The 22,181-nt window shown below is 67.3% G+C and carries 17 protein-coding genes; 10 read left to right on the top strand and 7 right to left on the bottom strand.

Features of this window, described 5'->3' with window-relative positions; genetic code table 11:
* Positions 1-126 precede the first annotated feature (126 nt).
* A complete protein-coding gene (locus EV138_RS07680) occupies positions 127-1,023 on the top strand; it encodes an MBL fold metallo-hydrolase (protein WP_133977704.1) in 897 nt (298 codons plus the stop codon).
* Positions 1,024-1,118: 95 nt separating this feature from the next.
* Positions 1,119-2,108, top strand: a complete 990-nt coding sequence (locus EV138_RS07675) for a hypothetical protein (protein WP_133977703.1) — start codon at positions 1,119-1,121, stop codon at positions 2,106-2,108.
* 57 nt (positions 2,109-2,165) lie between these two features.
* Here EV138_RS07675 and EV138_RS07670 read toward each other — a convergent pair whose 3' ends face one another.
* Genes EV138_RS07670 through EV138_RS07660 form a run of 3 tightly spaced genes read right to left on the bottom strand, consistent with a single transcriptional unit; the run spans position 2,166 to position 5,111 of the window.
* Positions 2,166-2,969 (bottom strand): ATP-binding cassette domain-containing protein, encoded by an 804-nt coding sequence (locus EV138_RS07670; protein ID WP_133977702.1) that lies wholly within the window; start codon positions 2,967-2,969, stop codon positions 2,166-2,168.
* Positions 2,966-3,997 (bottom strand): ABC transporter permease, encoded by a 1,032-nt coding sequence (locus tag EV138_RS07665; RefSeq protein ID WP_202866665.1) that lies wholly within the window; start codon positions 3,995-3,997, stop codon positions 2,966-2,968. The genes EV138_RS07670 and EV138_RS07665 overlap by 4 nt, the downstream gene beginning before the upstream one ends.
* 31 nt (positions 3,998-4,028) lie before the next feature.
* Positions 4,029-5,111, bottom strand: a complete 1,083-nt coding sequence (locus EV138_RS07660; protein WP_133977700.1) for a substrate-binding domain-containing protein — start codon at positions 5,109-5,111, stop codon at positions 4,029-4,031.
* 112 nt (positions 5,112-5,223) lie between these two features.
* Between EV138_RS07660 and EV138_RS07655 the strand changes: the two genes are divergently transcribed.
* Positions 5,224-6,285 (top strand): LacI family DNA-binding transcriptional regulator, encoded by a 1,062-nt coding sequence (locus tag EV138_RS07655; RefSeq protein ID WP_202866664.1) that lies wholly within the window; start codon positions 5,224-5,226, stop codon positions 6,283-6,285.
* A gap of 1 nt (position 6,286) precedes the next feature.
* On the opposite strand, the gene EV138_RS07650 is transcribed toward EV138_RS07655, so the two are convergent.
* Genes EV138_RS07650 through EV138_RS07640 form a run of 3 tightly spaced genes read right to left on the bottom strand, consistent with a single transcriptional unit; the run spans position 6,287 to position 10,401 of the window.
* The gene (locus EV138_RS07650; protein WP_133977699.1) at positions 6,287-8,314 is read right to left on the bottom strand and encodes a glycoside hydrolase family 36 protein; all 2,028 of its coding nucleotides are present in this window, start codon (positions 8,312-8,314) and stop codon (positions 6,287-6,289) included.
* Between the two features lie 9 nt (positions 8,315-8,323).
* Positions 8,324-9,073 carry a FadR/GntR family transcriptional regulator gene (locus tag EV138_RS07645; RefSeq protein WP_202866663.1) on the bottom strand — a complete coding sequence of 250 codons (750 nt, stop codon included), beginning with the start codon at positions 9,071-9,073 and terminating at the stop codon, positions 8,324-8,326.
* Positions 9,070-10,401: an L-fuconate dehydratase gene (locus tag EV138_RS07640; protein WP_238157998.1), complete on the bottom strand. Its 1,332-nt coding sequence runs from the start codon at positions 10,399-10,401 to the stop codon at positions 9,070-9,072. Before EV138_RS07640 ends, EV138_RS07645 begins: the two co-directional genes overlap by 4 nt.
* A 127-nt stretch (positions 10,402-10,528) precedes the next feature.
* On the opposite strand from EV138_RS07640, the gene EV138_RS07635 reads away from it, so the two are divergent.
* From EV138_RS07635 to EV138_RS07610, 6 genes are read left to right on the top strand one after another with little or no spacing between them, the layout of a single operon-like run.
* Positions 10,529-12,898, top strand: coding sequence for a glycoside hydrolase family 95 protein (locus EV138_RS07635; RefSeq protein WP_133977698.1), 2,370 nt, complete (start codon positions 10,529-10,531; stop codon positions 12,896-12,898).
* 25 nt (positions 12,899-12,923) lie between these two features.
* A complete protein-coding gene (locus EV138_RS07630) occupies positions 12,924-13,913 on the top strand; it encodes an ABC transporter permease (RefSeq protein WP_133977697.1) in 990 nt (329 codons plus the stop codon).
* Positions 13,910-14,860, top strand: a complete 951-nt coding sequence (locus EV138_RS07625; RefSeq protein WP_133977696.1) for a carbohydrate ABC transporter permease — start codon at positions 13,910-13,912, stop codon at positions 14,858-14,860. Before EV138_RS07630 ends, EV138_RS07625 begins: the two co-directional genes overlap by 4 nt.
* Before the next feature lie 35 nt (positions 14,861-14,895).
* On the top strand, positions 14,896-16,587 hold the full coding sequence (locus tag EV138_RS07620; RefSeq protein WP_133977695.1) for a type 2 periplasmic-binding domain-containing protein: 1,692 nt from the start codon (positions 14,896-14,898) through the stop codon (positions 16,585-16,587).
* 27 nt (positions 16,588-16,614) lie between these two features.
* Positions 16,615-18,051: an alpha-L-fucosidase gene (locus EV138_RS07615; protein ID WP_202866662.1), complete on the top strand. Its 1,437-nt coding sequence runs from the start codon at positions 16,615-16,617 to the stop codon at positions 18,049-18,051.
* Between the two features lie 6 nt (positions 18,052-18,057).
* Complete coding sequence (locus EV138_RS07610; RefSeq protein ID WP_133977693.1) at positions 18,058-19,929, top strand: beta-L-arabinofuranosidase domain-containing protein; 1,872 nt, start codon at positions 18,058-18,060, stop codon at positions 19,927-19,929.
* On the opposite strand, the gene EV138_RS07605 is transcribed toward EV138_RS07610, so the two are convergent.
* The gene (locus EV138_RS07605; protein ID WP_133977692.1) at positions 19,926-21,386 is read right to left on the bottom strand and encodes an MFS transporter; all 1,461 of its coding nucleotides are present in this window, start codon (positions 21,384-21,386) and stop codon (positions 19,926-19,928) included. The genes EV138_RS07610 and EV138_RS07605 overlap by 4 nt on opposite strands.
* Positions 21,387-21,481: 95 nt before the next feature.
* On the opposite strand from EV138_RS07605, the gene EV138_RS07600 reads away from it, so the two are divergent.
* On the top strand, positions 21,482-22,171 hold the full coding sequence (locus EV138_RS07600) for a TetR/AcrR family transcriptional regulator (RefSeq protein ID WP_133977691.1): 690 nt from the start codon (positions 21,482-21,484) through the stop codon (positions 22,169-22,171).
* Positions 22,172-22,181 lie beyond the last annotated feature (10 nt).

Raw genomic sequence — 22,181 nt, 5'->3', positions numbered from 1 at the left:
CACTAACGAACGGTGAGTATGACAACAAGCGAATTGATTGATGCGCACTTGCAAGTGCGTACTTGTCGAGGGTTGCAGCACTAACGAACAGTTAGTACATCAGCTTCTACCCGAGAGGAAACGGCCATGGTCGATGTAGCGCCGCGCGAGCAGCTCAGGATCGGTCGGACGACCGTGACGTACTTGCCCGACGGGGAAGTACGGCTCAGTCCGTCCGAGCTCTTTCCCGCGAGCGCGCCCGCCGGCTGGACGCGGTACGGGACCTACCTGGACGCCGACGGCCGGCTGCCGGTCAGCGTCGGTTCGTTCCTGGTCCGTACGCCGTCGTCCGCCGTACTGGTCGACCTCGGGCTCGGCGAGGTCGACTTCGAGCTCCCTGGTGTCGCGAGCTTCCGCGGCGGCCGCCTGCTGACGAGCTTGGCCGATGAAGGGCTGAGTCCCGACGACATCGACGCCGTACTCTTCACGCATCTCCACCACGATCACGTCGGCTGGACGTCGAACCTGGCGCCGGCGCCGAGCATGGCCGGCCACCGGGTCGAGGGGCTGACCTTCGCCAAGGCGAGGCATTTCGTCGACCGCCGGGAGTGGGAGCACTGGGCCGGCGTGGACGAGCTCGTCGGGCCGCATCCGGAGGCAGTTCAGCGACCGCTGGCCGAAGTCGCCCAGTTCTTCAGCGATCCCGGTTTCGACCTGCCCGGCTTGGAGATCCTGCCGACCGCCGGCCACACTCCCGGCCACGTGTCGATCGTCGTGGCCGACCCGGACAGCGAGCAGCGGCTGGTGATCCTCGGCGACGTCATGCACACCCAGGCGCAGGTGAGCGAGCCGACGTGGAACTTCCGCTTCGATGTCGACCCGGACCGCTCACTGCGGACCCGCCAGGAGTTCCTCACCCGCTTCGCCGGCAGCCCCGACCTCATCGCCGGCGGCCACTTCGCCAACTCGGTCTTCGGCCACATCGAAGCCCTGACCACAACCCACCAGTGGGCGACCATGCCCCAACCAGCTCCGGTCGACTGAGGGGTGCCCAGCACGCGCCGATCGCGACCACCTGCTCAGTTACGCACCGGACTCGTATCGTCTTCAGAGTGTGATGAGTCGACCGAGGGGGCGCGATGAGCGAACGAGTGCGGCGTAGACGGCTGGGGGCGCCGGTGCTGACGATCGGCACGGTGGCCTTGCTGTTCGCTGTGGCGGCGGCGCTCGGGATGGACGACTCGACCGGGACCAAGGACAGCAACGCCTTCGTGAGCAGTGTGCCCTGGGTGGTCTGGCGGATGGTGGCTGCCGCGGCAATCCTGTTGTTCCTCGGGATGCTGATGACGGCGGCCCGCGTCCTCGGCGATGGCAGCGACTGGGGACTCGTGGCGACCCCGCGTCGCCGCTGGACGTACGTCGCCGTCGCGGCAACGGCGATCGCTGTCTTCTTCGCCCTCCTCAGCCTGGCCGGCGGTCGCTTCCCTGACGTGCCGGTGAAAGATCTGGTGGTCCGCCTCCGCGCGGTGCTGCTGGCCGGGATGATCGCAGCGGTTCCCTGGCTCGCTCTGGTCTGGCTCGCGCACGAGACGTGCCATGCCCTTCAGGACCGGATCGCGGAGTTGGCGCCGATCAGAAAAGCGCCCGGAGAAGTGGTTGCCTCCGGCATCGAGTCGGCGAAGTACCGCGACCTGATCGCCCAACTACTGAACCTGTGGAAGCTGCTCCTGCTGTGTGTCGGCGGGTTCGCGCTGGGGGTCATCGCCGCCATCGTGACCTCGGGTGCATTGCGCGCGGCGTTCCTCGCGGCCCATCCCGAGCGAGCCGACGAGTTCCCAGCGGTCAATGTCTTGTACTACGGCGCGCTCTTCGCCGTGCTGCTGTCAGTACTCGCGGTGCCGCTGGCCGCCAGTTGGCGATCGTGTGCCCGCGGCGTCGTAGAACAGGCCTATCCGCTTCCGGCGGACGGTCAGCCGACCGAGGAGTGGGTGTCGAGCCGGTCCCGGCTCGAGGCGCTGTTGCATCTTGACGTATCGCTGCTGCGTAATCCGCTGACCGCCTTGACGATCCTGTCGCCCTTGCTCACCGGCGCGCTCGCCGCGTTCATCCCGGAACTCGGGAAGGTCTGACGAACGGAGTTCGAGCGGGGCAACGGACGAGGTGCTCGTCCCTTGCCCCGCTCGGAGTCAGCTGTCCTGGAGGTTGGTGGCGCCGGTCATGATGGCGACGCCTTCGGTCATGGTGTGGGACTGCGGGGTGATGACGCCGGCGCAGCGGCCGAGGCGCTGGATGTGGATCCGGTCGGCCACGTCCCAGACATGGGGCATGTTGTGGCTGATCAGGATGACCGGCAGGCCGCGCTCGCGGAGGCCCTTGATCATCTCGAGTACTTGCTGGGACTCCTTCACGCCGAGCGCCGCGGTCGGTTCGTCGAGGACGACGACCTTGCTGCCGAAGGCCGCCGCGCGGGCCACGGCGACGGCTTGACGTTGGCCACCGGACAGGGTTTCGACGGTCTGCTGGATGTTCTGGATCGTCTGGATTCCCAGCTCACGGACCGCCGTCGTCGCCCGGTCGCGCATGCCCCGATGGTCGAGCATGCGGAAGACGCTGCCGAGAATTCCGGGCCGGCGTTCCTCCCGGCCCAGATAGAGATTGCTGGCGATGTCGAGTGCCGGGGCCACCGCCAGCGTCTGGTAGACCGTCTCGATGCCGGCTGCCCGGGCGTCCTGCGGGCCGCGGAACGCCACCGGCGCGTCTTCCAGCCTCAGCTGGCCGGCATCGGGGATCAGGGCTCCGGTCAGGCACTTGATCAGGGTCGACTTGCCCGCGCCGTTGTCGCCGATCACGGCCAGCACCTCGCCGGCGTACAGGTCGAGATCGACACCGTCGAGGCCGATCACGCGTCCGAAGGTCTTGACCAGCCCTCTGGCCGACAGGATCGGGACCCGTACGCGCGTCGCCTCGGAACTGTTCACTGTTGCGGTCACGAGCGCACCTTCCTGATCCACTGGTCCACGGAGACAGCGACGATGACCAGGACGCCGACCGCGAACAACCTGTACTGCGCGTCGACTCCGGCCAGCGACAAGCCGATGGTGAACGCCTGCACGATCAGGGCACCGAGCAGCGTGCCCAGCAGACCTCCGCGGCCACCGAACAGGCTCGTTCCGCCGATGACGACCGCAGTGATGCTGTCCAGGTTCGCGTCGACGATCGCGTTCGGGCTGGCGGCGCCGGCGCGGCCGATCAGCGCCCAGCCCGCGATCCCGTAGATCAGACCCGCGACGGCGTACACGCTGAACAGCACCCGGCGTGAGCGGACACCGCTGAGCCGCGCAGCCTCGGGGTCGTCGCCGACCGCGTACACGTGCCGGCCCCAGGCGGTCTGGCTGAGCGCGAACCCGAGGACGAGGTAGAGACCGATGACGATCAGTACGCCGGTGGTGATCGTGAACCGGCCGATGGCGAAGCCGTCACCGGTCCAGTTGAGCAGGGCCGGGAGACGGTTGTTCTGGATGCTCTGACCGCCCGAGTAGAGCAGGGCGATCGCGGTGAAGATGCTCAGCGTGCCCAGGGTGACGATGAACGGCGGCAGGCCGATCCGGGTCACCAGGATCCCGTTCAGCGCACCGGCCAGGAGCCCCAGGACGACCCCGGCGGCCAGCGCGAGGCCGGCCGGCCAGCCGTTCTCGGCCGCCAGGGTCGCCATCACCATGGTGGACAAGATCGTGATCGCGCCGACCGACAGATCGATGCCCGCGGTCAGGATGATCAACGTCTGGCCCACCGCCAGCGCCGCGATCACCGCGGTCTGCTGAACCAGCAGGGAAAGCGCCGCGGGGTTGGAGAACCGGCTGTTCACGGCGGTGAAGCAGACCACCGTGAGCAGCAGGATGATCGCCGGGCTGAGCGCGGGGTGCTGGTGGAGCAGGTGCTGGATCCGCTGGCCCGGCGTGTGTTCGCGCCGCGCCAGCTCTTTCTCGGCCGCCCCGGGGGCGGCGCTCTGGACGGTCATCTGCATACCTCCGGATGTGTCGGCCGACCGGTCATCCCCAGCACAGCGTGCCGGCCTTGGCGGTGTCGATGCTGGTCACGCCCGGGGCGGCCTTGTCGGTGACCAGTGCCACCCCGGTGTTGAAGAAGTCGAGCCCGTCGCTGTTCTTGGGCTTGTCGCCGCCACGGGCGATCTTGGCGATCGACTCGACACCGAGGGAGGCCATCTTCAGCGGATACTGCTGGGACGTCGCACCGATGACGCCGTCCTTCACCGACTTCACCCCGGCGCAGCCCCCGTCGACCGAGACCACCAGGACCCCGGACGTCTTGCCGGCCGCCTTCAGGGCGTTGTAGGCGCCGACGGCAGCCGGCTCGTTGATCGTGTAGACGACGTTGATGTTCGAGTTCTTGGTCAGGCAGTTCTCCATCGCGGACCGGCCGCCGTCCTCGGCGCCCTTGGTCGGCTCGTTGCAGACGATCGTGTACGAGCCGGAGCCGTACGATCCCGACTTCGCCTCGTCGCCGTTCTTCTTCGCGTCCTTGGTGTCGACCCCGAGGCCGGTGAGGAAGCCCTGGTCGCGGTTGTAGTCGACGGAGACGACCTTGTCGTTGAACAGGTCGAGCAGCGCGATCGTCGCGGGCTTGCCGCCGAGTTGCTTGGCGGTCCACTGCCCGATCAGCTTGCCGGCCTCGAAGTTGTCGGTGGCGAAGGTGATGTCGACGGTGTCGGCCGGGTCCGGCGGGGTGTCGAGGGCGATCACGTACAGCCCGGCGTCGCGGGCCTTCTTGATCGCACTGTTCACACCGGGGCCGTTCGGGGTGATCAGGATGCCCTTCTGGCCCTGCGCGATCGCGTTCTCGATCGCCTGCACCTGGCCCTGCTCGTCACCGTCGGCCTTCCCGGAGGCCACGGTCAGGTCGACGTTGTTCTTCGCGGCCTCCTCCTTGGCGCCCTTCTGCATGGCGACGAAGAACGGGTTGCTGGAGTCCTTGGTGATCAGCGAGACGCCGATTTTGTCGTTCGCACCGGCGACCGAGTTGCCGTCGGATCCGCCGCAGGCCGTCAGGGCGAGCAGTCCGGTCAGGGCGACCGCGGCGACGCTCAAGCGCGCCGTACGGGTGATGAAGTGCATGTCTGGATCCTTCCGGGAACAGCAAAGTTTGTGTTTACGTCAACGTTGACGTAGATGAGGAGACACCCAGAAGGGGCTTGTGGTCAAGGGCTCGATCGGAAACACTGCGGACATGACGACAACGTTGACGCATTCCGGAGGGGGCGCCGAAAGACCGGCCCGGTCGACCATGAAGGACGTGGCCGCGCTGGCCGGTGTCAGCGTCAAGACGGTGTCGCGGGTGGTCAACGGGGAGCCGGGGGCCTCGCCGGCGGTCCGGGAGCGCATTCTGCAGGCCGCGGAGCGGCTCGACTACCGGCACAACCTCGGTGCCAGCACCTTGCGGCGTAAAGGCGCGAGATCGGGCATCGTCGGTGCCCTGCTGCAGGACGTCGGCAACAGCTTCTCCGCCGGCCTGTTGCGCGCTCTGGAGGACGTTCTCCGTGGAGCCGGCCTGTCCGTGCTGGCCGCGAGCCTCGACGAGGAGCCGGAACGTGAGCGAGGCATCGTCTCCGACCTGGTGGCCCGCCGCGCCGACGGGCTGGTCCTGATGCCGGCCTCGGACCGGCACGAGTACCTGCTGAGCGAGCACCGCGCCGGTCTTCCCCTGGTGTTCGTGGACCGCAGACCGCACGGTCTGGACTGCGACTCGGTCACCGTCGACAACCGGCTCGGTGCGAAGCTGGCGACTGCTCATCTGGTCGCCGGTGGGCATCGCCGGATCGCGATGCTCAGCGACCTGCAGCAGATCGAGACGGCCAAGGACCGGATCGACGGCTACCGTGCGGCCCTCGTCGAGGCCGGGATCGATTTCGATCCGGACCTGCTCGTGCACAGTGTGCGCAGCGAGGAGGAGGCGACCCGGGTGGTCGCCGGCCTGCTCGAGCGGCCGGATCCACCGACCGCGCTCGTCACCGGCCGCAACATCATCACCGTGGGCGCTGTCCGCGCCCTGCGGTCCGCCGGGGTGATCGGCAAGGTCGCCCTGGTCGGGTACGACGACTTTCCGCTGGCCGACCTGGTCGAGCCGGCCCTCACCGTGATCCGGCAGGACGTCCGGCGGATCGGCACCGAGGTCGGGCAGATCCTGCTCGACCGGCTCGGCGGCGACAGCGGTCCGCCACGGCGCGTCGTACTCGAGCCTGCACTGGTCATCCGGGGCAGCGGCGAGATCCCGCCGCCAGTGCGCCGTTGAGTCAGGTCAGGCGCAGTACGCGGGCGGAGGGCTCCGGGGTGTCGACAGAGATGGTGAGGGAGTCGCCGGTCCAGGTGTAGGTCCAGCCATCGAGGTCGGTGGGGAAGTGCGGTTCGATCTTCGACCGGGGGAAGGCAAAGGTGATGGTGGACGGCCCCGGCGCGCGGTGCCAGACGGTCAGATAGCAGGCGCCTGGACCGTTGAGGCACAGGGCGACCCACTCGTCGGTCCAGGTCGGCAGGCCGAGGGGCCAAGAAGGAACGAGAGAGTCGAGGTCGTCGAGTACGGCGCGATGCGCGCTCAGGGCGGACCGGACGAGGTCGAGCTCGGGCGGGGTCATCCGATTGAGGTGGCCGGACAGGTAGAGCCGGCCGAGTACACCGTTGACGAGCGCGAAGGTGAACTCCTCGCGCGTGCTGCCGCTGATCGGGTAGGCCCAGTGGCCGGCCTGTTCGGGGAGGACGGCGGCGGGCGCGGCCGCGGCGATGGTCGCGTAGAGCAACGGATGCTCCTGGTCCGAGGTGGACTGCAGGTGCAGGCGGGACATCATCGCGTAGTCCATCCGCATCGCCCCCGAGGCGCAGTTCTCGATCAACAACTCCGGGTGGCGCGTCTGCAGGTCGTCGAGCCAGTCGAGCAGCGCTCGCTGGTGTTCGAGCAGACCGTGGCCGACCGACGTGCCGCCGTTGTCCGTCCCGGGGCCCGTCATCGTGTTGTTGTCGAACTTGAAGAAGCCGACGCCGAAGTCGCGGACCAGCCGGTCCACCGTCTCGTCGAGGTGCGCGCGGGCGGCCTGGTTTCGGAGGTCGAGCAGGTAGCGCCCGGACTCCTCGACCCGGAGGCCGCGACGGGTCAGGAACGCGTCGTCGGGCAGTTCGGCCGCCATCGGGGAGCGAACGCCGATCACCTCGGGCTCCAGCCAGAGGCCAGGCACCATGCCGTGCGAGTGGATCCGGTCGATCACCTCGGCGAGACCGTTCGGGAAGCGGGTGGTGGAGGGCTGCCAGGCTCCGACGGTGTTCCACCAGTCGCCTTCGGCGTACCAGCCGGCGTCGATGCAGAAGTAGTCGGCTCCGACGGTCGCGGCCGCGTCGATCAGGGGCAGCAGCTTCTCGGTCGTCGGGTCACCCAGGAGGGTGTTCATGTAGTCGTTGAAGACGACCGGCATCCGATCGTCGATCGGCCGCCGCTGCCGGATCGCGCGGCGCTGACGGGTGAGCGCGGCGAACACGCTGTCCCTGTCCGTCCCCGCGACGAGTGACACCGGCACGGTGGTGAACGGTTTGCCGGCGCTCAGCTCGAAGCTCCACTGGTGTTCCTGGTCAGTGGGACCGCTCAGCAGCAGATAGCCGCCGCGCAGACTCTCACCGAGTTCGTAGTGCCAGGGCCCGTTGTGCTCGATCTGCCAACCGATCGCGTACGGCGTACTTCGCTCGACCAGCACGCCGATCGGCGACCGCTCACCGGTCGACCACGAACCGGTGTTGGTCACGGCGTGCCGGCTCCGGGCCACGTGGTGATGGGGATCGCGGACGATCTGCGCCAGAGCGCCCGAGCGCAAGGGGTGTGCGGACCACCGGTTCTCGGCCATCCACGTGTTCTCCGCCGAGTACAGGTCGGCGTCGATCGACGCCAGGCCGACGACGAGCGACGAGAGGAACGTCAACTGCAGGGTTCCGGTGCCGCTGATGGAGGCTTCGGACCAGGCACGGACGCCGGCCCGTGCCTCGAAGACGCTGACCACGCGCAGCCCCGACCGGGGTTCTTCCTGGACGATCCGCAACAGCGACTCGGATTCCTCGTGGCTGACATAGCGCAACTGCTGGCCGAGCGCGGTCTCGACGTGCCGGTTGCTGCTCGGCGAGCGCCCGTACCCGATGGCCGAGACCTCGACCAGCGGCTGGCTCGGCTCCGGGCCGGCAGCAGACGGCTGCGACTTCTCGCGTACGGCGGTCAGTCGCACCGGGCCGCCGTCGTCGAGGGCGAAGGTCAACGTCAGGTCAGTGGTACTCCAGTGCAGCAAGGTCATCCAGAACACTCATTCCGGGGTCGGGTTCGCACCGTTTCGTTCGAGCAGGTAGTCCTCGACGGTGAACAGGTGGGCGGCCATCCGGGTGCGGGCTCGATCCGGGTCGTGGGTGCTGAGCGCGTCGAGGATGGACAGATGCTCGCGATGGGCGGTCTCGTCCGCGCCCGGCTGCGAGATCGACCGGCGCAACCGGTCACGCATGGTGCGGCCGCCGAGCGCGTCGATCAGGGCCGCCAGCAACGGATTGCCCGCGGCGTCGGCGATGATGCGGTGGAAGGCGATGTCGTTCTCGATCACCAGTTCGTGATCGGGCTCCTTCTTCGCCAGTTCGGTCTCGTTGTGACGCAACAGCTCGGCAGCGGCCTCGAGTTGCGCCTCGGCGATCCGCAGTGAGGCAGCGGCAGCCGCCTCGGTCTCCAGGATCCGGCGGACGGCGTGCTGGTGATGCGTCCCGCTGCCGTCCTGCAGATCGACGACGAAACCGAGCGGAGCCAGCAGCATCGCCGGATCCAGGTTGGTGACATAAGTGCCGTCGCCTTGCCGGGTGTCGAGAACTCCCAGCATCGACAGGGCCCGGACGCCTTCGCGCAGTGGATTCCTGGAGACCCCGAGAGCCGCCGCGAGGTCTTTCTCGACGGGCAGCCGGCCGCCCGGGCGCAACCGCCCGTCGACGATCATCTGCCGGATGCCCTGGACGACGATGTCGGTCTGGGAGACACCCGGCGTACGAGCCGGCGCCGCCGTCTTCGCCTTGCTCACGGGACGGGCTCCACGAGCGCTCGTGACGCCCAGTAGGTGCCGTCCGGATAGATGTAGGTCGCGAGTGACTCTCTGTGCATCTCGGCACTGTAACCGGGTGCGGTCGGCAGCACGTAGGCGCCGTTTCGTACCACGCAAGGCTCGACGAAGTGTTCGTGCAAATGGTCGACGTACTCCGTGACGCGGCGGTCGAGCGAGCCCGACACCGCGACGTAGTCGAAGACCGCGAGATGCTGGACGAGTTCGCACAGACCCACACCGCCCGCATGCGGACAGACCGGTACGCCGAACTTCGCGGCGAGCAAGTAGACCGCGAGCACCTCGTTGACACTGCCCAGGCGGGCGGCGTCGAGCTGGCAGTAGTCGATGGCGCCGGCCTGGAACAGCTGCTTGAACAGCACACGATTCATCCCGTGCTCGCCGGTGGCGACGCCGATGGGTGCCACGGCCTTGCGGATCGCCGCATGGCCGAGAATGTCGTCGGGGCTCGTGGGCTCCTCGATCCACAGCGGTTCGAAGCGGGCCAGCGCCCGCACCCATTCGATCGCCTGCGGGACCTCCCAGACCTGGTTCGCGTCGATCATCAGGTTGCCGTCCGCCCCGATCACCTCACGGGCGATCCCGCAGCGCCGGATGTCGTCGGCCAGATTCGCACCGACCTTGAGCTTCACATGTTTGTAGCCCGAGGCAACGGCTTCTTCGCAGAGCCTGCGCAGCTTGGCATCGGAGTACCCGAGCCAACCGGCCGACGTCGTGTAGCACGGGTAGCCGGAGGCCTCCAGCTGCTCGATTCGTTGCTTGCGGCCCCCTTCTTGCCCGGCCAGCAGTGCGACCGCCTGCTCGGGGGTCAGGACGTCGGCGAGATAGCGCAGATCGGCCGCGTCGACGAGTTGTTCGGGTGACATCTCGGCCAGCAGTCGCCACAGCGGTACGCCGGCCCGGCGCGCGGCCAGATCCCAGACCGCGTTCATCACCGCGGCGAGGGCGAGATGGATGACGCCCTTGTCCGGTCCGAGCCAGCGCAGCTGGCTGTCCGACTGGAGTTCGCGATAGATCCCGCCGAGATCGGCGCACAGCGCGTCGACGTCGCGGCCGACCAGCGGCTCGCCACGTTGCGCCGCCGCCGCGGCACACAGGTCGTTCCCGCGCCCGATGGTGAAGGTGAAGCCGTGACCAGCCAGACCCGGGTCGTCGGTATGCAGGATGACGTACGCCGCCGAGTGGTCGCCGTCCTTGTTCATCGCGTCCGACCCGTCGCTGGTCAGCGAGGTCGGGAAGCGGACGTCGACAACCTCCACCGAGGTGATGCGTGGCATGAGGGCCCTCACGATCAGCAATAGATGGGATCTTTCTTCGGCTTAGCTGCCGTTCAGTATGGACCAAGACGCGAGTCGGCGCTACGATCCCGGAAATTCATAGGATCAATACCTCGTCGTCTCGACGGAGGGCACTGGTATGAGCAACCTGGTGAGCTCGAACCACGCCGCCACCCAGCGGCTTTTCTACGACCAGCCTGCGGCCGCCTGGCTGGAGGCGTTACCGCTCGGCAACGGGCGGATCGGCGCGATGTGCTTCGGCGGCGTCGGCACGGATCGGATCGGACTGAACGACGAGACCTTGTGGTCGGGCAGTCCGCAGACCGCGCGGGCGTTGTCGACTCCGCTCGGCGCGACCGGCGCCGATGCCGTGCAGGCGGTGCGTGATGCGCTGCGGGACGGCGACGTCCGGCGGGCGCACGAACTGGCTCGCGGTTTCCACTCGGGCTATTCGCAGGCGTTCTTGCCGTTGGGCGATCTCCTGCTCGAAATACGCGTCGATGGCGCGGTGCCTGCAGCTGGCGACGTCACGCAGTACCGGCGGGAACTCGATCTCGACGCGGCGATCGCCACGGCGCAGTTCGAGCTCGAGGGAGTGACGGTCCGGCAGGAGGTCTTCGTCAGCGCGCCGGACGGCGTACTGGTTCAGCGGCTGACCGCGTCCGAGCCGGTGCTCGCGCTGACCTGCCGGCTGACCTCACAGTTGCAGTCGCGCCCGCACGCGGTCGACGGCGGGCTCGGACTGCTGCTCCAGGCGCCGGCCGATGTCGCGCCGCCCCATCGCGACGTGCCGGAGCCCATCCGGTACTCCGACGGTCCGGATCGCGGTATGGAGGCTGCGATCGCGTTGCGTGCCAGCAGCGACGGTGAAATCCGCACCGCCGGGAACGAGTTGATCGTCGAGGGCGCGTCCGAACTGACCCTCGTGCTCTCGACCGCCACGGGGTACGACGGCCCTTCGGTTCCGCCCACTCGAACAGGTGAGGAATGCTGGGCTGCCGCCGACCAGGTCGTGCAAGCCGCTCTCGGTCGTGACTTCGAAGTACTGCGGTCGGCGCATCAGGACGATCATCGCCGCTTGTTCCGTCGTTCGGCGTTGGAGCTGGCGGGTTCCGCAGAGCAGTCCGAACTGCCCACCGACGTACGGATCGCCCAAGGTGTCGACGATCCTGCGCTTGCGGCACTGCTGTTCAACTACGGCCGCTATCTGATGATCGCGAGCTCGCGGCCGGGCGGTCTGCCGATCACGCTGCAAGGCATCTGGAACGACATCCTGCGACCGCCGTGGAGCTCCAACTACACGGTGAACATCAACACCGAGATGAACTACTGGCCGGCCGAGACGACCAATCTCTCCGAGTGCCACGAACCGTTGCTGCGCTACATCGACCAGCTCGCTCAAGCAGGGCGGACGACTGCGCGGGAGCGCTACGGCTGCGGCGGGTGGACCGCGCACCACAACGCCGACGCCTGGTGCTGGACGATCCCTGTCGAAGGCGACCCACGCTGGTCGAACTGGCCGATGGCGGGTGCCTGGCTGGCCAGCCACTTGTGGGATCACTACGAGTTCACCGGCGACCTCGAGTTCCTCGCGGAAGCCTGGCCGGTGTTGCGTGGGGCCGCGGAGTTCTGCCTCGACTGGCTCGTCGAGCTACCAGACGGCAGCCTCGGTACTGCGCCGTCGACATCTCCCGAGAACCTCTACCTCACCAGTGACGGGCAGACCGCCTCGGTCACGGAGTCCTCGACGATGGACCTGGCCCTGATCTCGGATCTGTTCCACCGGGTGGAGCAGTCGGCCGAGCTCCTCGACATGGTCGACCCGATCGTCGACGACCTTGCAGCGGCGCGGAAGCGACTGCCCGATCCGCCGATCGGTGGCCGTGGGCAACTACAGGAGTGGGCGGCCGACTTCGCGGAAGAGGACCCGAACCACCGCCACATGTCCCACCTGGTCGGCCTGCATCCGGGCAGCGCGATCACCCCCGACGGTACGCCGGAACTGGCCGCAGCCGCCGCGCGAACGCTCGATCTGCGCGGTGACGAGGCGACTGGCTGGTCACTGGCCTGGAAGATCTGCCTGCGGGCCCGCCTGCGCGACTCGGCGGCGACGCACCGCCTGGTCCGGGCCTTCCTGCGGCCGGCCGACGACGACGCCACCGGGCACATCGGCAGTGGCGCCGGCGTCTACCCGAACCTGTTCTGCGCCCACCCGCCGTTCCAGATCGACGGCAACTTCGGCGCGACGGCAGGTATCGCGGAGATGCTGCTGCAGAGCCACACCGACGACATCGAACTGCTTCCTGCGCTGCCCGCCACCTGGACCAGCGGGCGAGTGACGGGGCTCAGGGCGCGCGGCGGCGTCACGGTCGATCTCACCTGGACGCCGCAGGGTGTCGAGGCGGTCCTGACCGCTGACCGGGATCAGGACCGGAGCGTCCGCCTCGGCGACGAGCGGGTGGCGATCCGATTGACGGCCGGAATCGGCCACCGCGTGAGCTCGAACTGATCGCCGGCCCGGACGAGGAGGCACCATGGCAACCCTGACAACTGTTCGCCCGCCGGCCGGCGAGCTGCCGGCCCGGCGCCGTCGGCGGCGCCGGGAGCGGCCCGGTCTCAAGGGCCTCGGGCGGAGCCTGCAGCGACACTGGACGCTGTACCTGCTGATGGTCGTGCCGTTGGTGTGGTTCGCGGTGTTCAAGTACATCCCGATGTCGAATGCCGTGCTGGCGTTCAAGAACTACAACGTGATCAAGGGGATCTGGGGCAGCCCGTGGGTGGGCTGGCAGAACTTCGAGCTGTTCTTCCACAACCCGGTGTTCTGGACGCTGGTGAAGAACACGTTCCTGTTGTCGGTCTACACCGTGGCGGCGAGTTTCCCGCTCGCGATCATTCTCGCGCTGGCGCTGAACGAGGCCCGGACCGGGTTGTTCAAGCGGACCGTGCAGATGGTCACCTATGCGCCGTACTTCATCTCGACCGTGGTGGTCGTCTCGATGACCATCCTGGTGCTGTCGCCGCGACTGGGCATCATCAACGAAGGACTCGGCTTCTTCGGCGTACCGGCGATCGACTTCCTCGGCGACCCGGACTACTTCCGGCACATCTACGTCTGGTCGGACGTCTGGCAGACCACCGGATACTCCGCGGTGATCTACCTGGCCGCGTTGTCCGGGATCGATCCGGCGCTGCACGAGTCCGCCAAGGTCGACGGGGCCAGCCGGCTGCAGCGGATCCGGCATGTCGACCTGCCCGGCATCATGCCGACCGCGGTGGTCATCCTGGTCCTTGCCGTCGGCAACATCATGGCGATCGGGTTCGAGAAGGCGTTCCTGTTGCAGAACCCGCTCAACCTCAGCCAGTCGGAGATCATCTCCACCTACGTCTACAAGACCGGCCTGCTGAACGCCGACTTCAGCATGGCGACCGCGATCGGGCTGTTCAACTCGGTGATCAACCTGGCCCTGCTGCTGGTCGTCAACGCGCTCGCCAAACGGATCACCGGGAACGGACTGTGGTCATGACCGCCCAAGCCGAAACACCGACACTGCCCGGCAAGAGGGCCGAACGCCGGGCCGCCCGGACCCAACGGATCCGCGAACCACGCACCGACCGGCTTTTCATGGTGTGCGTCTACCTGCTGCTGACGGTGTTCCTCGCGGTCGTGCTGCTGCCGCTGCTCTACATCCTGGCCAGCTCGTTCAGCAGTCCGCAGGCAGTTTCGTCGGGCCGGGTGCTGCTGTGGCCGGTGGACTTCTCGCTGCGCGGGTACCACGCGGTGTTCGCCAACCCACAGATCATCCAGGGCTACCTGAACTCGTTGTTCTACACCGTGGCCGGGACGATCGTGAGCGTCACGATGACGGTCGCGATCGCCTATCCGATGTCCCGCCGGACGCTGGTCGGCCGCAACGTCGTGATGACGCTGATCCTGTTCACGATGCTGTTCACCGGTGGCCTCATCCCGACGTACCTGGTGGTCCAGTCGGTCGGTCTGCTGGACACCCGCTGGGCGCTGATCATTCCGCAGGCGATCGGGGTCTGGCAGGTCATCATCGCCCGCAGCTACTTCCGCACCGCGATCCCCGAAGAACTCGTCGAAGCCTCCCAACTGGACGGCTGCGGCGACCTGCGGTTCCTCTGGTCGGTGGTGATCCCACTGGCCAAACCGATGATCGCGGTGGTCGCTTTGATGTACGCGATCATGCAGTGGAACTCGTACTTCGACGCGCTGATCTACCTGAAGAACCCGGACCTGTTCCCGCTGCAACTGGTCCTGCGCAACATCTTGATCCTGAACACGACCGGCGGTGGGGCCGTCGATGCCTCCGTGGTCATCCAGCGCCAGCAACTGGCCGATCTGCTCAAGTACTCGCTGATCGTGGTGGCGAGCGTGCCGGTCCTGCTGATCTATCCGTTCGTCGCCCGCTACTTCACCAAGGGAATCCTGATCGGCGCCGTGAAGGGCTGATCTTCCGCATCACCTCGACCCCTGTGAGGGACCTCATGTCTGTACAGTTCACAAAGACCAGGCGTGCCGCGATCGCCGGCATCAGTCTCGGGGCATTCGCGCTCGCGGCCTGTTCCGGTGGCGGCTCGAACAACGAGCAGGGTAAGCCGCTGCCGACGATCACCGGAAATCCCGACGTCACGCTGAACGTCTTCGCGCCGCAGTCGGCCGACACGAACCTCGCCACGAACGACTTCACCAAGCTGATGAAGCAGAAGTTCAACCTCTCCATCAAGTGGCAGACCACGACGTTCGACGGCGGTCCGTCGAAGGAGAAGCGGCAGATCTCGCTGGCCAGCGGCGACTACCCCGATCTGTACCTGCTGATCCCGTGGGTCGACCAGTTCACCCCGGCGGAGCTGCTCAAGCTCGGTGGCCAGGGTGTCGTCGTACCGCTGAACCAGCTGATCGACCAGTACGCGCCGAACATCAAGAAGGCGCTGGACTCCACGCCCGAGTGGAAGGCGATGGCGACCGCGCCGGACGGCAAGATCTACGGGATGCCGCAGTGGGTCGACTGCTTCCACTGTTCGTACCCGGACAAGCTGTGGATGAACTCGACGTGGCTGAAGAAGCTGGGCCTCGAGCAGCCGAAGACCACCGAGGACCTGCGCAAGGTGCTCCAGGCGTTCAAGACCCAGGACCCGAACGGCAACGGCAAGGCCGACGAGATCCCGCTCAGCGCGAACGTCCGCGACAGCCTCATCCCGTACTTGATGAACGCCTTCATCTACGACCCGCAAGGGCAGAACAACAGCGGCGGCAACAACACCACACTGGTGCTCAACAACGGCAAGGTCGACGTCCAGGCGAACAAGGACGGCTGGCGCGAAGGCCTGCGGTACATCAACTCGCTCTACAAGGAAGGCCTGATCGACAAAGGTGCCTTCACGCAGAACCCGGATGCGATGCAGCAGCAGGGCAACCACGGCGGCTCGGTCATCCTCGGCGCGGGCACCGTCATGCACTCGGGCATCTTCGTCACCATCGGTTCGGCGGACGGGCGGGACAAGCAGTACGACGCGGTACCGCCGTTGACCGGTCCGAGTGGCGCGAACTTCGCCAGCTACGTCTTCCCGAGCATTCCCGGCGCCACGTTCGTACTGACGTCGAAGGCGACACCGGAGAAGCAGATCCAGGCGATCAAGATGCTCGACTACATCTTCACCGATGAGGGAGAGAACAACGGACAGTTCGGCATGGAGGGCAAGGCCTGGACCAAGCCGGGTCCCGGCGATGTGGCGCTCGACAAGTCGCTGAAGCCGAGCTTCAAGCAGATTCCCCTGAAGCCCGGGTCGAAACCGCGCAACAGCGGCTGGGGTGCGCTGGCGCAGTACAACAACACCGCGAAGTACCGCAACTCCGAGGCCATCGACACCGACATCACCTCGCAGGCGGGCTACGAACGCAAACTGTTCGATGCAACGAAGTTGTACGCCGGCCACGAGGACAAGGCTCAGATCTACCCGTTCTGGAAGGTGTGGATCGATCCGTCCCTGGCGAGCGAGGTCGCGACACTGCAAACCAACCTCGAGAACTACATCCAGCAGAACGCGCTGCAGTTCATCACCGGATCGAAGAACCTCGACTCGGACTGGGACAGCTACGTCAAGGGCCTCGACGGCCTCGGTCTGAAGCGCTACCTGGAGATCCAGCAGACGGCCTACGACAAAGTCCCCAACAAGTAGATCCATCCAGCCGACGAGGAGCGACCAGTGCCGTTCGACGCAACCTTCGAGTCCTTGGCCACCTTCCAGTGTCCGGACTGGTTCCGGGACGCGAAGCTCGGCATCTGGTCGCACTGGGGTCCGCAGTCCGTGCCCCGGTACGGCGACTGGTACGCGCGGAACATGTATCGCGAAGGAAGTGATCAGTACCGCTATCACCTGCGGACCTATGGACACCCGTCGCAGTTCGGCTACAAGGACATCGTCCAGCTGTGGAAGGCGGAGCGTTTCGATCCGGCGGAGTTGATGGACCGGTTCGTGGCGGCGGGTGCCCGGTACTTCGTGGCGCAGGCAGTCCATCACGACAACTTCTTCAACTACGACTCCGCCATCCACCGCTGGAACTCGGTCAAGATGGGGCCAGGCAAGGACATCCTCGCGCTGTGGAAGGCGGCCGCGGACGAGCGCGGGCTGCCGTTCGGCATCACCGAGCACCTCGGCGCGGCTCTCGGCTGGCTCGCGGTCACCAAGAACAGCGACAAACAAGGGCCTTTCGCCGGCATCCCGTACGACGGCGACGATCCGGCCAACCGGGACCTCTACCTCGACAACAGGCGCTACCTGCCCGAGCAGGACGTCGAAGTACAGGACCCGTGGTACGCCGATGACCCCGCCTGGCACCGCCATTGGCTCGAGGCGGTGACCGAGATGATCGACCGCTACCAACCGGACCTGCTGTACTCCGACGGGCCACTGCCGTTCGGTGAGACCGACTACACGCCGGGACTGCAGGCGGTTGCCCAGCTGTACAACACCAGCGAGCACCTTCACCAGACGAATCGTGCGGTCTACCAGCAGAAGGACCGGCGACCGGAGGTGAGCGCGGTCGGGGTGATGGACATCGAGCGTAGCCAGACGCCGCACATTCATCCGGAGCCGTGGCAGACGGACACGTCGGTCGGCGACTGGTTCTACAACGTCCGCGACGTCTACAAGACCGGCGGCCACGTCATCGAGATGCTGGTCGACATCGTGTCGAAGAACGGCAACCTGCTGCTCAATGTGCCGCAGTTGCCGGACGGCACGCTCGACGTCGAGTGCACGCAGATCCTCGACGACCTCGGCGCCTGGATGCGGGTGTGCGGCGAGGGCATCTACGGGACGAGACCGTTCCGGGTGTTCGGCGAAGGGCCGTCCAGCGTGGTCGTCCGGGGATTCACCGAGGACCGGGTGAACTGGACGAGCTCCGACTTCCGCTTCACCCGGAAGGACAACACGCTCTACGCGTTCCAGCTGGCCTGGCCGGAGGACGGCCGGGCCGTGATCCGCAGCCTGGCCGACCACGAGACGGTCGCGAACGTCCGACTACTCGGCCACGGCCCGGTCGCCTTCGAGCAGGCACACGGGGTCCTGGTCGTCCGGCTGCCCGACGTACGTCCGCTCGACGTCGCCAACTGTCTCGCCATCGAACTCCGCGCCGGCTGACAGGCGATGACCCGATTGCGCACGGTCCGGGCCTCAGGTGGACAGACGACGCTCTCGGATGGGCCCACTCGGGACCGGTGGACGCTGAATGCCCGATACCTCCGCAGCCTCGACGCCGACAACCTCCTGCGGCCGTATCGCGCAGAAGCGGGTCTCTGGAGCTACTCCGGTTCCTGGGGTACGACGATAGGGACCGTGGCGCCCGACGGTCCGCAGACGTGGCATTGGGGATGGGAATCGATCACCAGCGACCTGCGCGGTCACATCCTCGGGCATTGGCTGTCGGCCGCGGCGCGGGTCGGCCAGTACGACGGCGAGATCGCGGCACGAGCCGCCGCGATCGTCGGCGAGCTGGCCGCCTGCCAGCGGGCGAATGGTGGACAGTGGGCCGGCTCGATTCCACCGGCGTACCTGGACCGGCTGGCCGAAGGTGGTGAGGTGTGGGCGCCGCAGTACGTCGTACACAAGACCTTCATGGGACTGCTCGACCAGTACCGGATCGCCGGGAACGAACAGGCGCTGGACGTCGCGTCGGCCTTCGCCGGATGGTTCCACGAATGGAGCGGCAAGCTGTCCCGCGACCAGTTGGACGACGTGCTCGACCGCGAGACCGGTGGCATGCTCGAGGTGTGGGCGGACCTCCTCGCGTTCACGGGGGACCAGGTCGCCGCTGACCTGATCGACCGGTACGACCGGCGCCGATTCTTCGACCCTCTGCTCGCCGGTGACGACGTGCTGACCAACAAGCACGCCAACACCCAGATCGCGGAGATCCTCGGCGCCGCTCGGGCTTGGGAGGTCACCGGCGAACGGCGGTGGCGTGATCTCGTCGAGGCCTTCTGGGACTCCGCTGTCGAGACCCGTGGAACGTACTGCACCGGAGGAAGCAGCTGCGGCGAGGTCTGGCAGCCGCCCGGTGAACAGTCGGCGCGGCTGCACGCGGTTCAAGAACACTGCCTGGTCTACAACCTGATGCGGCTCGCCGATTTCCTGTTCCGGTGGACCGGCGACGATCGCTACGCGGACTACTGGGAACGGAACCTGGTCAACGGAATCCGGTCCCAGCAGCATCCGGACACCGGCATGCCGGCGTACTTCCTGCCGCTGGCGGCCGGAAGCCGCAAGCAGTGGGGCCGCCCGACCGAGGACTTCTGGTGCTGTCACGGCACCTTGCTGCAGGCGCACGCCGGGGTGGACGAGACCGCGGTGTACGTCGACGACGCCGGGATCTCGATCTGCCAGTACCTCGAAACGACCACCTCGTGGGCCGAGCTGTTCGGTGGCCGCGTCGAGGTCGCGATCACGGCGGACGCTGAACAGGGCGTCGTACTGGGGCAACGGCAGACCTTTCAGGGCGCGGCAGGGATCCAGGAGCTGTCACGGCGATTGCCCCGGCGGCGGCCGGATCAACGGGTGTACGTGGTGGAGGTGCGGTGCGAGCAACCGTCCGCCTTCGAGGTTCGGCTCCGGATCCCACGATGGGCGGCCGGCCCGCCGGTCGTCGAGGTCGACGGGCAGGCAGCTCCGGCCGAGGTCCACGACAGCTGGATCGTGATGTCCCGGGAGTGGAGCGGACACCGCATCCGGTTGACGGTGCCGTCGAGTCTGAGCACTGTGCCGCTGCCCGACCGGCCGGAGCTGATGGCGATGCTCGACGGGCCGGTCGTCCTGGCCGGCCTGACCGAGCAGGAGACGATGCTGTCCGGCGATCCCGCCGAGCCCACGTCGTTCCTGACCCCCGATCAGGACCGGCACCACAGCTGGTGGAGGACCGGGACGTACCGGACCTTCGGGCAGACCACCGGCCTGCGTTTCGTGCCTCTCGCGGAGATCCGGGACGAGCCGTACACCGTGTACTTCCCGGTGCGGCCCGGCTAGCAGGTCGTGGTGTCGCAGAGGTCGCCAACGGCATCGTTGTCCTCGGCAACTTCTTGGTCGCGGAGGTTCAGGGCGACCAGCAGGGTGAGGGCGATGCCTGCCGCGATGACGAATACTGCGGTCCGGATGCCTTCGGCGGTGGCGATTCTCAGGTCTTCGCCGCTGAGGTCGTCGGTGCGGGCGTTGGCGACGAGGACGAGTGCGGCGAGCCCGACGACGGCGCCGATCCCGGAGCTGGTGGAGACCATGCCGGAGGCGACGCCCTGGTCGCGGTCGGCGACGCCGGTGGCGGCGGCGATGAACATCATCGTGAAGACGACGCCGTCGCCGACGCTGACAGCGACGAGACCCGGCACGAGGGCGGCGAACGAGCCGTCGGCCGACATCGCCAGGCCGAGGGTGACGGCACCGGCCGCGCCGATGGCGAGGGCGGCGATCAGGGTGCGCTTGAGTCCGAACCGGGTGACGGCTTGTCCTGCGAGGGTCGAGCCTGCCACGACGACCGCCGTGGGCAGCAGGAAGCCGATGCCCGTCTGGAGCGGATCGTAGCCGCGCACGTCCTGGAAGTAGATGGACAGGAAGTACAGCAGGGATCCGAAGGTCGCCATGAAGAGGAAGGCGATCACCAGGGCCAGCCCCAGGACCCGGTTGGCGAGCAACTTGGGCGGCACCAGTGGATCGGGGCTGCGCCGCTCGGTGACGGCGAATGCGACCAGCAGCAGGAGACCCGTGATGGCGGTGCCGATGATCCATGGCGACGTCCAGCCGAGGGCCGGGCCTTGAACGAGGGTGAAGACGAGCAGCGTGACGGCTCCGGTGGCGGTCAGCGCCCCGGGGAGATCGAACACCCGCCCGCTGTCTCGCGACGGGTCCGGCTGGAGGAGCGGAACGGCCAACAGCAGCGCAGCACCGGCGAGTGGCACATTGACGAAGAACACGGCTTCCCAGCCGAGTACGCGGGTCAGTATGCCGCCGAGCAGTACGCCGATCACCAGACCGGCGGCACCGGAGCCGCCCCAGATACCGAGCGCGCGATTGCGGTCGCGACCCTCCGCGAAGGTCGTGTTGATGATCGCCAGCGTGCTGGGGAAGACGAGCGCTCCGCCGAGACCCTGCAGCGCGCGGGCGGTCAGCTGCGACCCGGGACCAGTGGCGAACCCGCCGGCCAGCGAGGCAACGGCGTACAGGGTGAGGCCGGTCATCAGCATCCGGCGCCTGCCGAGCAGGTCGGCGGCGCGACCGCCGAACAGCAGGAAGCCGCTCGAGGCGACGGCGTACGCGCTGATCACGGCTTGCAGTGTCCGGGCCGAGTAGTGGAGTTCGCGGCCGATGTCCGGCAGCGCGACGACGACGATGTATTGATCCAGCGAAACGATCAGCATCGCGAACGAGAGCAACGCCAGTGCAGCGGTCCTGCTGCGCGGGCCGTCTCGCCGGGTGTGGCCGAGGTATCCCATGATCTGTCTCCTTCTCCGGGTTGCTTTGAACTGTACAGAGCAGTTCAGTTGAACTCAACGGTACAGTTCAGATTGGTGCTAGACTCGGTGCCGAGATGGCAGAGACTTCAGCACCCAGATCCGCGGCGCGCGCCGAGGCGCCGCGCGTACTCACCGGCGACCGCGCGGCGCGCAAGCGGCAAGCGATCATCGAGGCGGCTCGGTCCGCGTTCGTCCGGGACGGCTTCGACGCGGCGATGGATGCCATCGCCACAGACGCAGGTGTCTCCAAGGTGACCGTCTACAACCATTACGGCACCAAGGAGACCCTCTTCATGGCCGTGATCGGGGACGCCCTGGAGGAGAGCCTTGCCGGTGCCATCGCCGGAACGGCGCAACGCCTGCAGGACTCGGACGATCTGCGGGTCGCGCTCAAATGGACGGCCAACGCCTGGGTGGCCAGCATGACCCAGCCCGACATGGTGGCCTTGCGGCAGCTCGTCGCCAGCGAGGTCCGCAGATTCCCCGAGCTCGGTGACGCCTGGCGACAGCATGGTCCCGATCGCGCGCGTCCGGCGCTGGTGGCGGCGTTCGAGCGCCTCATCGACGCCGGTCGGCTGACGATGCCCGACGTGGACACCGCGATCCTCCAGCTCTATGCGCTGGTCCTCTATCCCCATCTGGTGCACAGCACGTACGGCATGGCCCTCGACCAGCGGACCACCGAGCGCTTGGTCGACTCAGGGGTCGACATGTTCCTCTCGTTCTACGGCTACCGCGAGACGTCGCCTCGTTCGAAGCACTAGTACTCCGACG

It is taken from the genome of Kribbella voronezhensis (assembly GCF_004365175.1).
GTDB classification, from domain to species: Bacteria; Actinomycetota; Actinomycetes; order Propionibacteriales; family Kribbellaceae; genus Kribbella; species Kribbella voronezhensis.
This window is presented reverse-complemented; position numbering and strand designations above follow the sequence as displayed.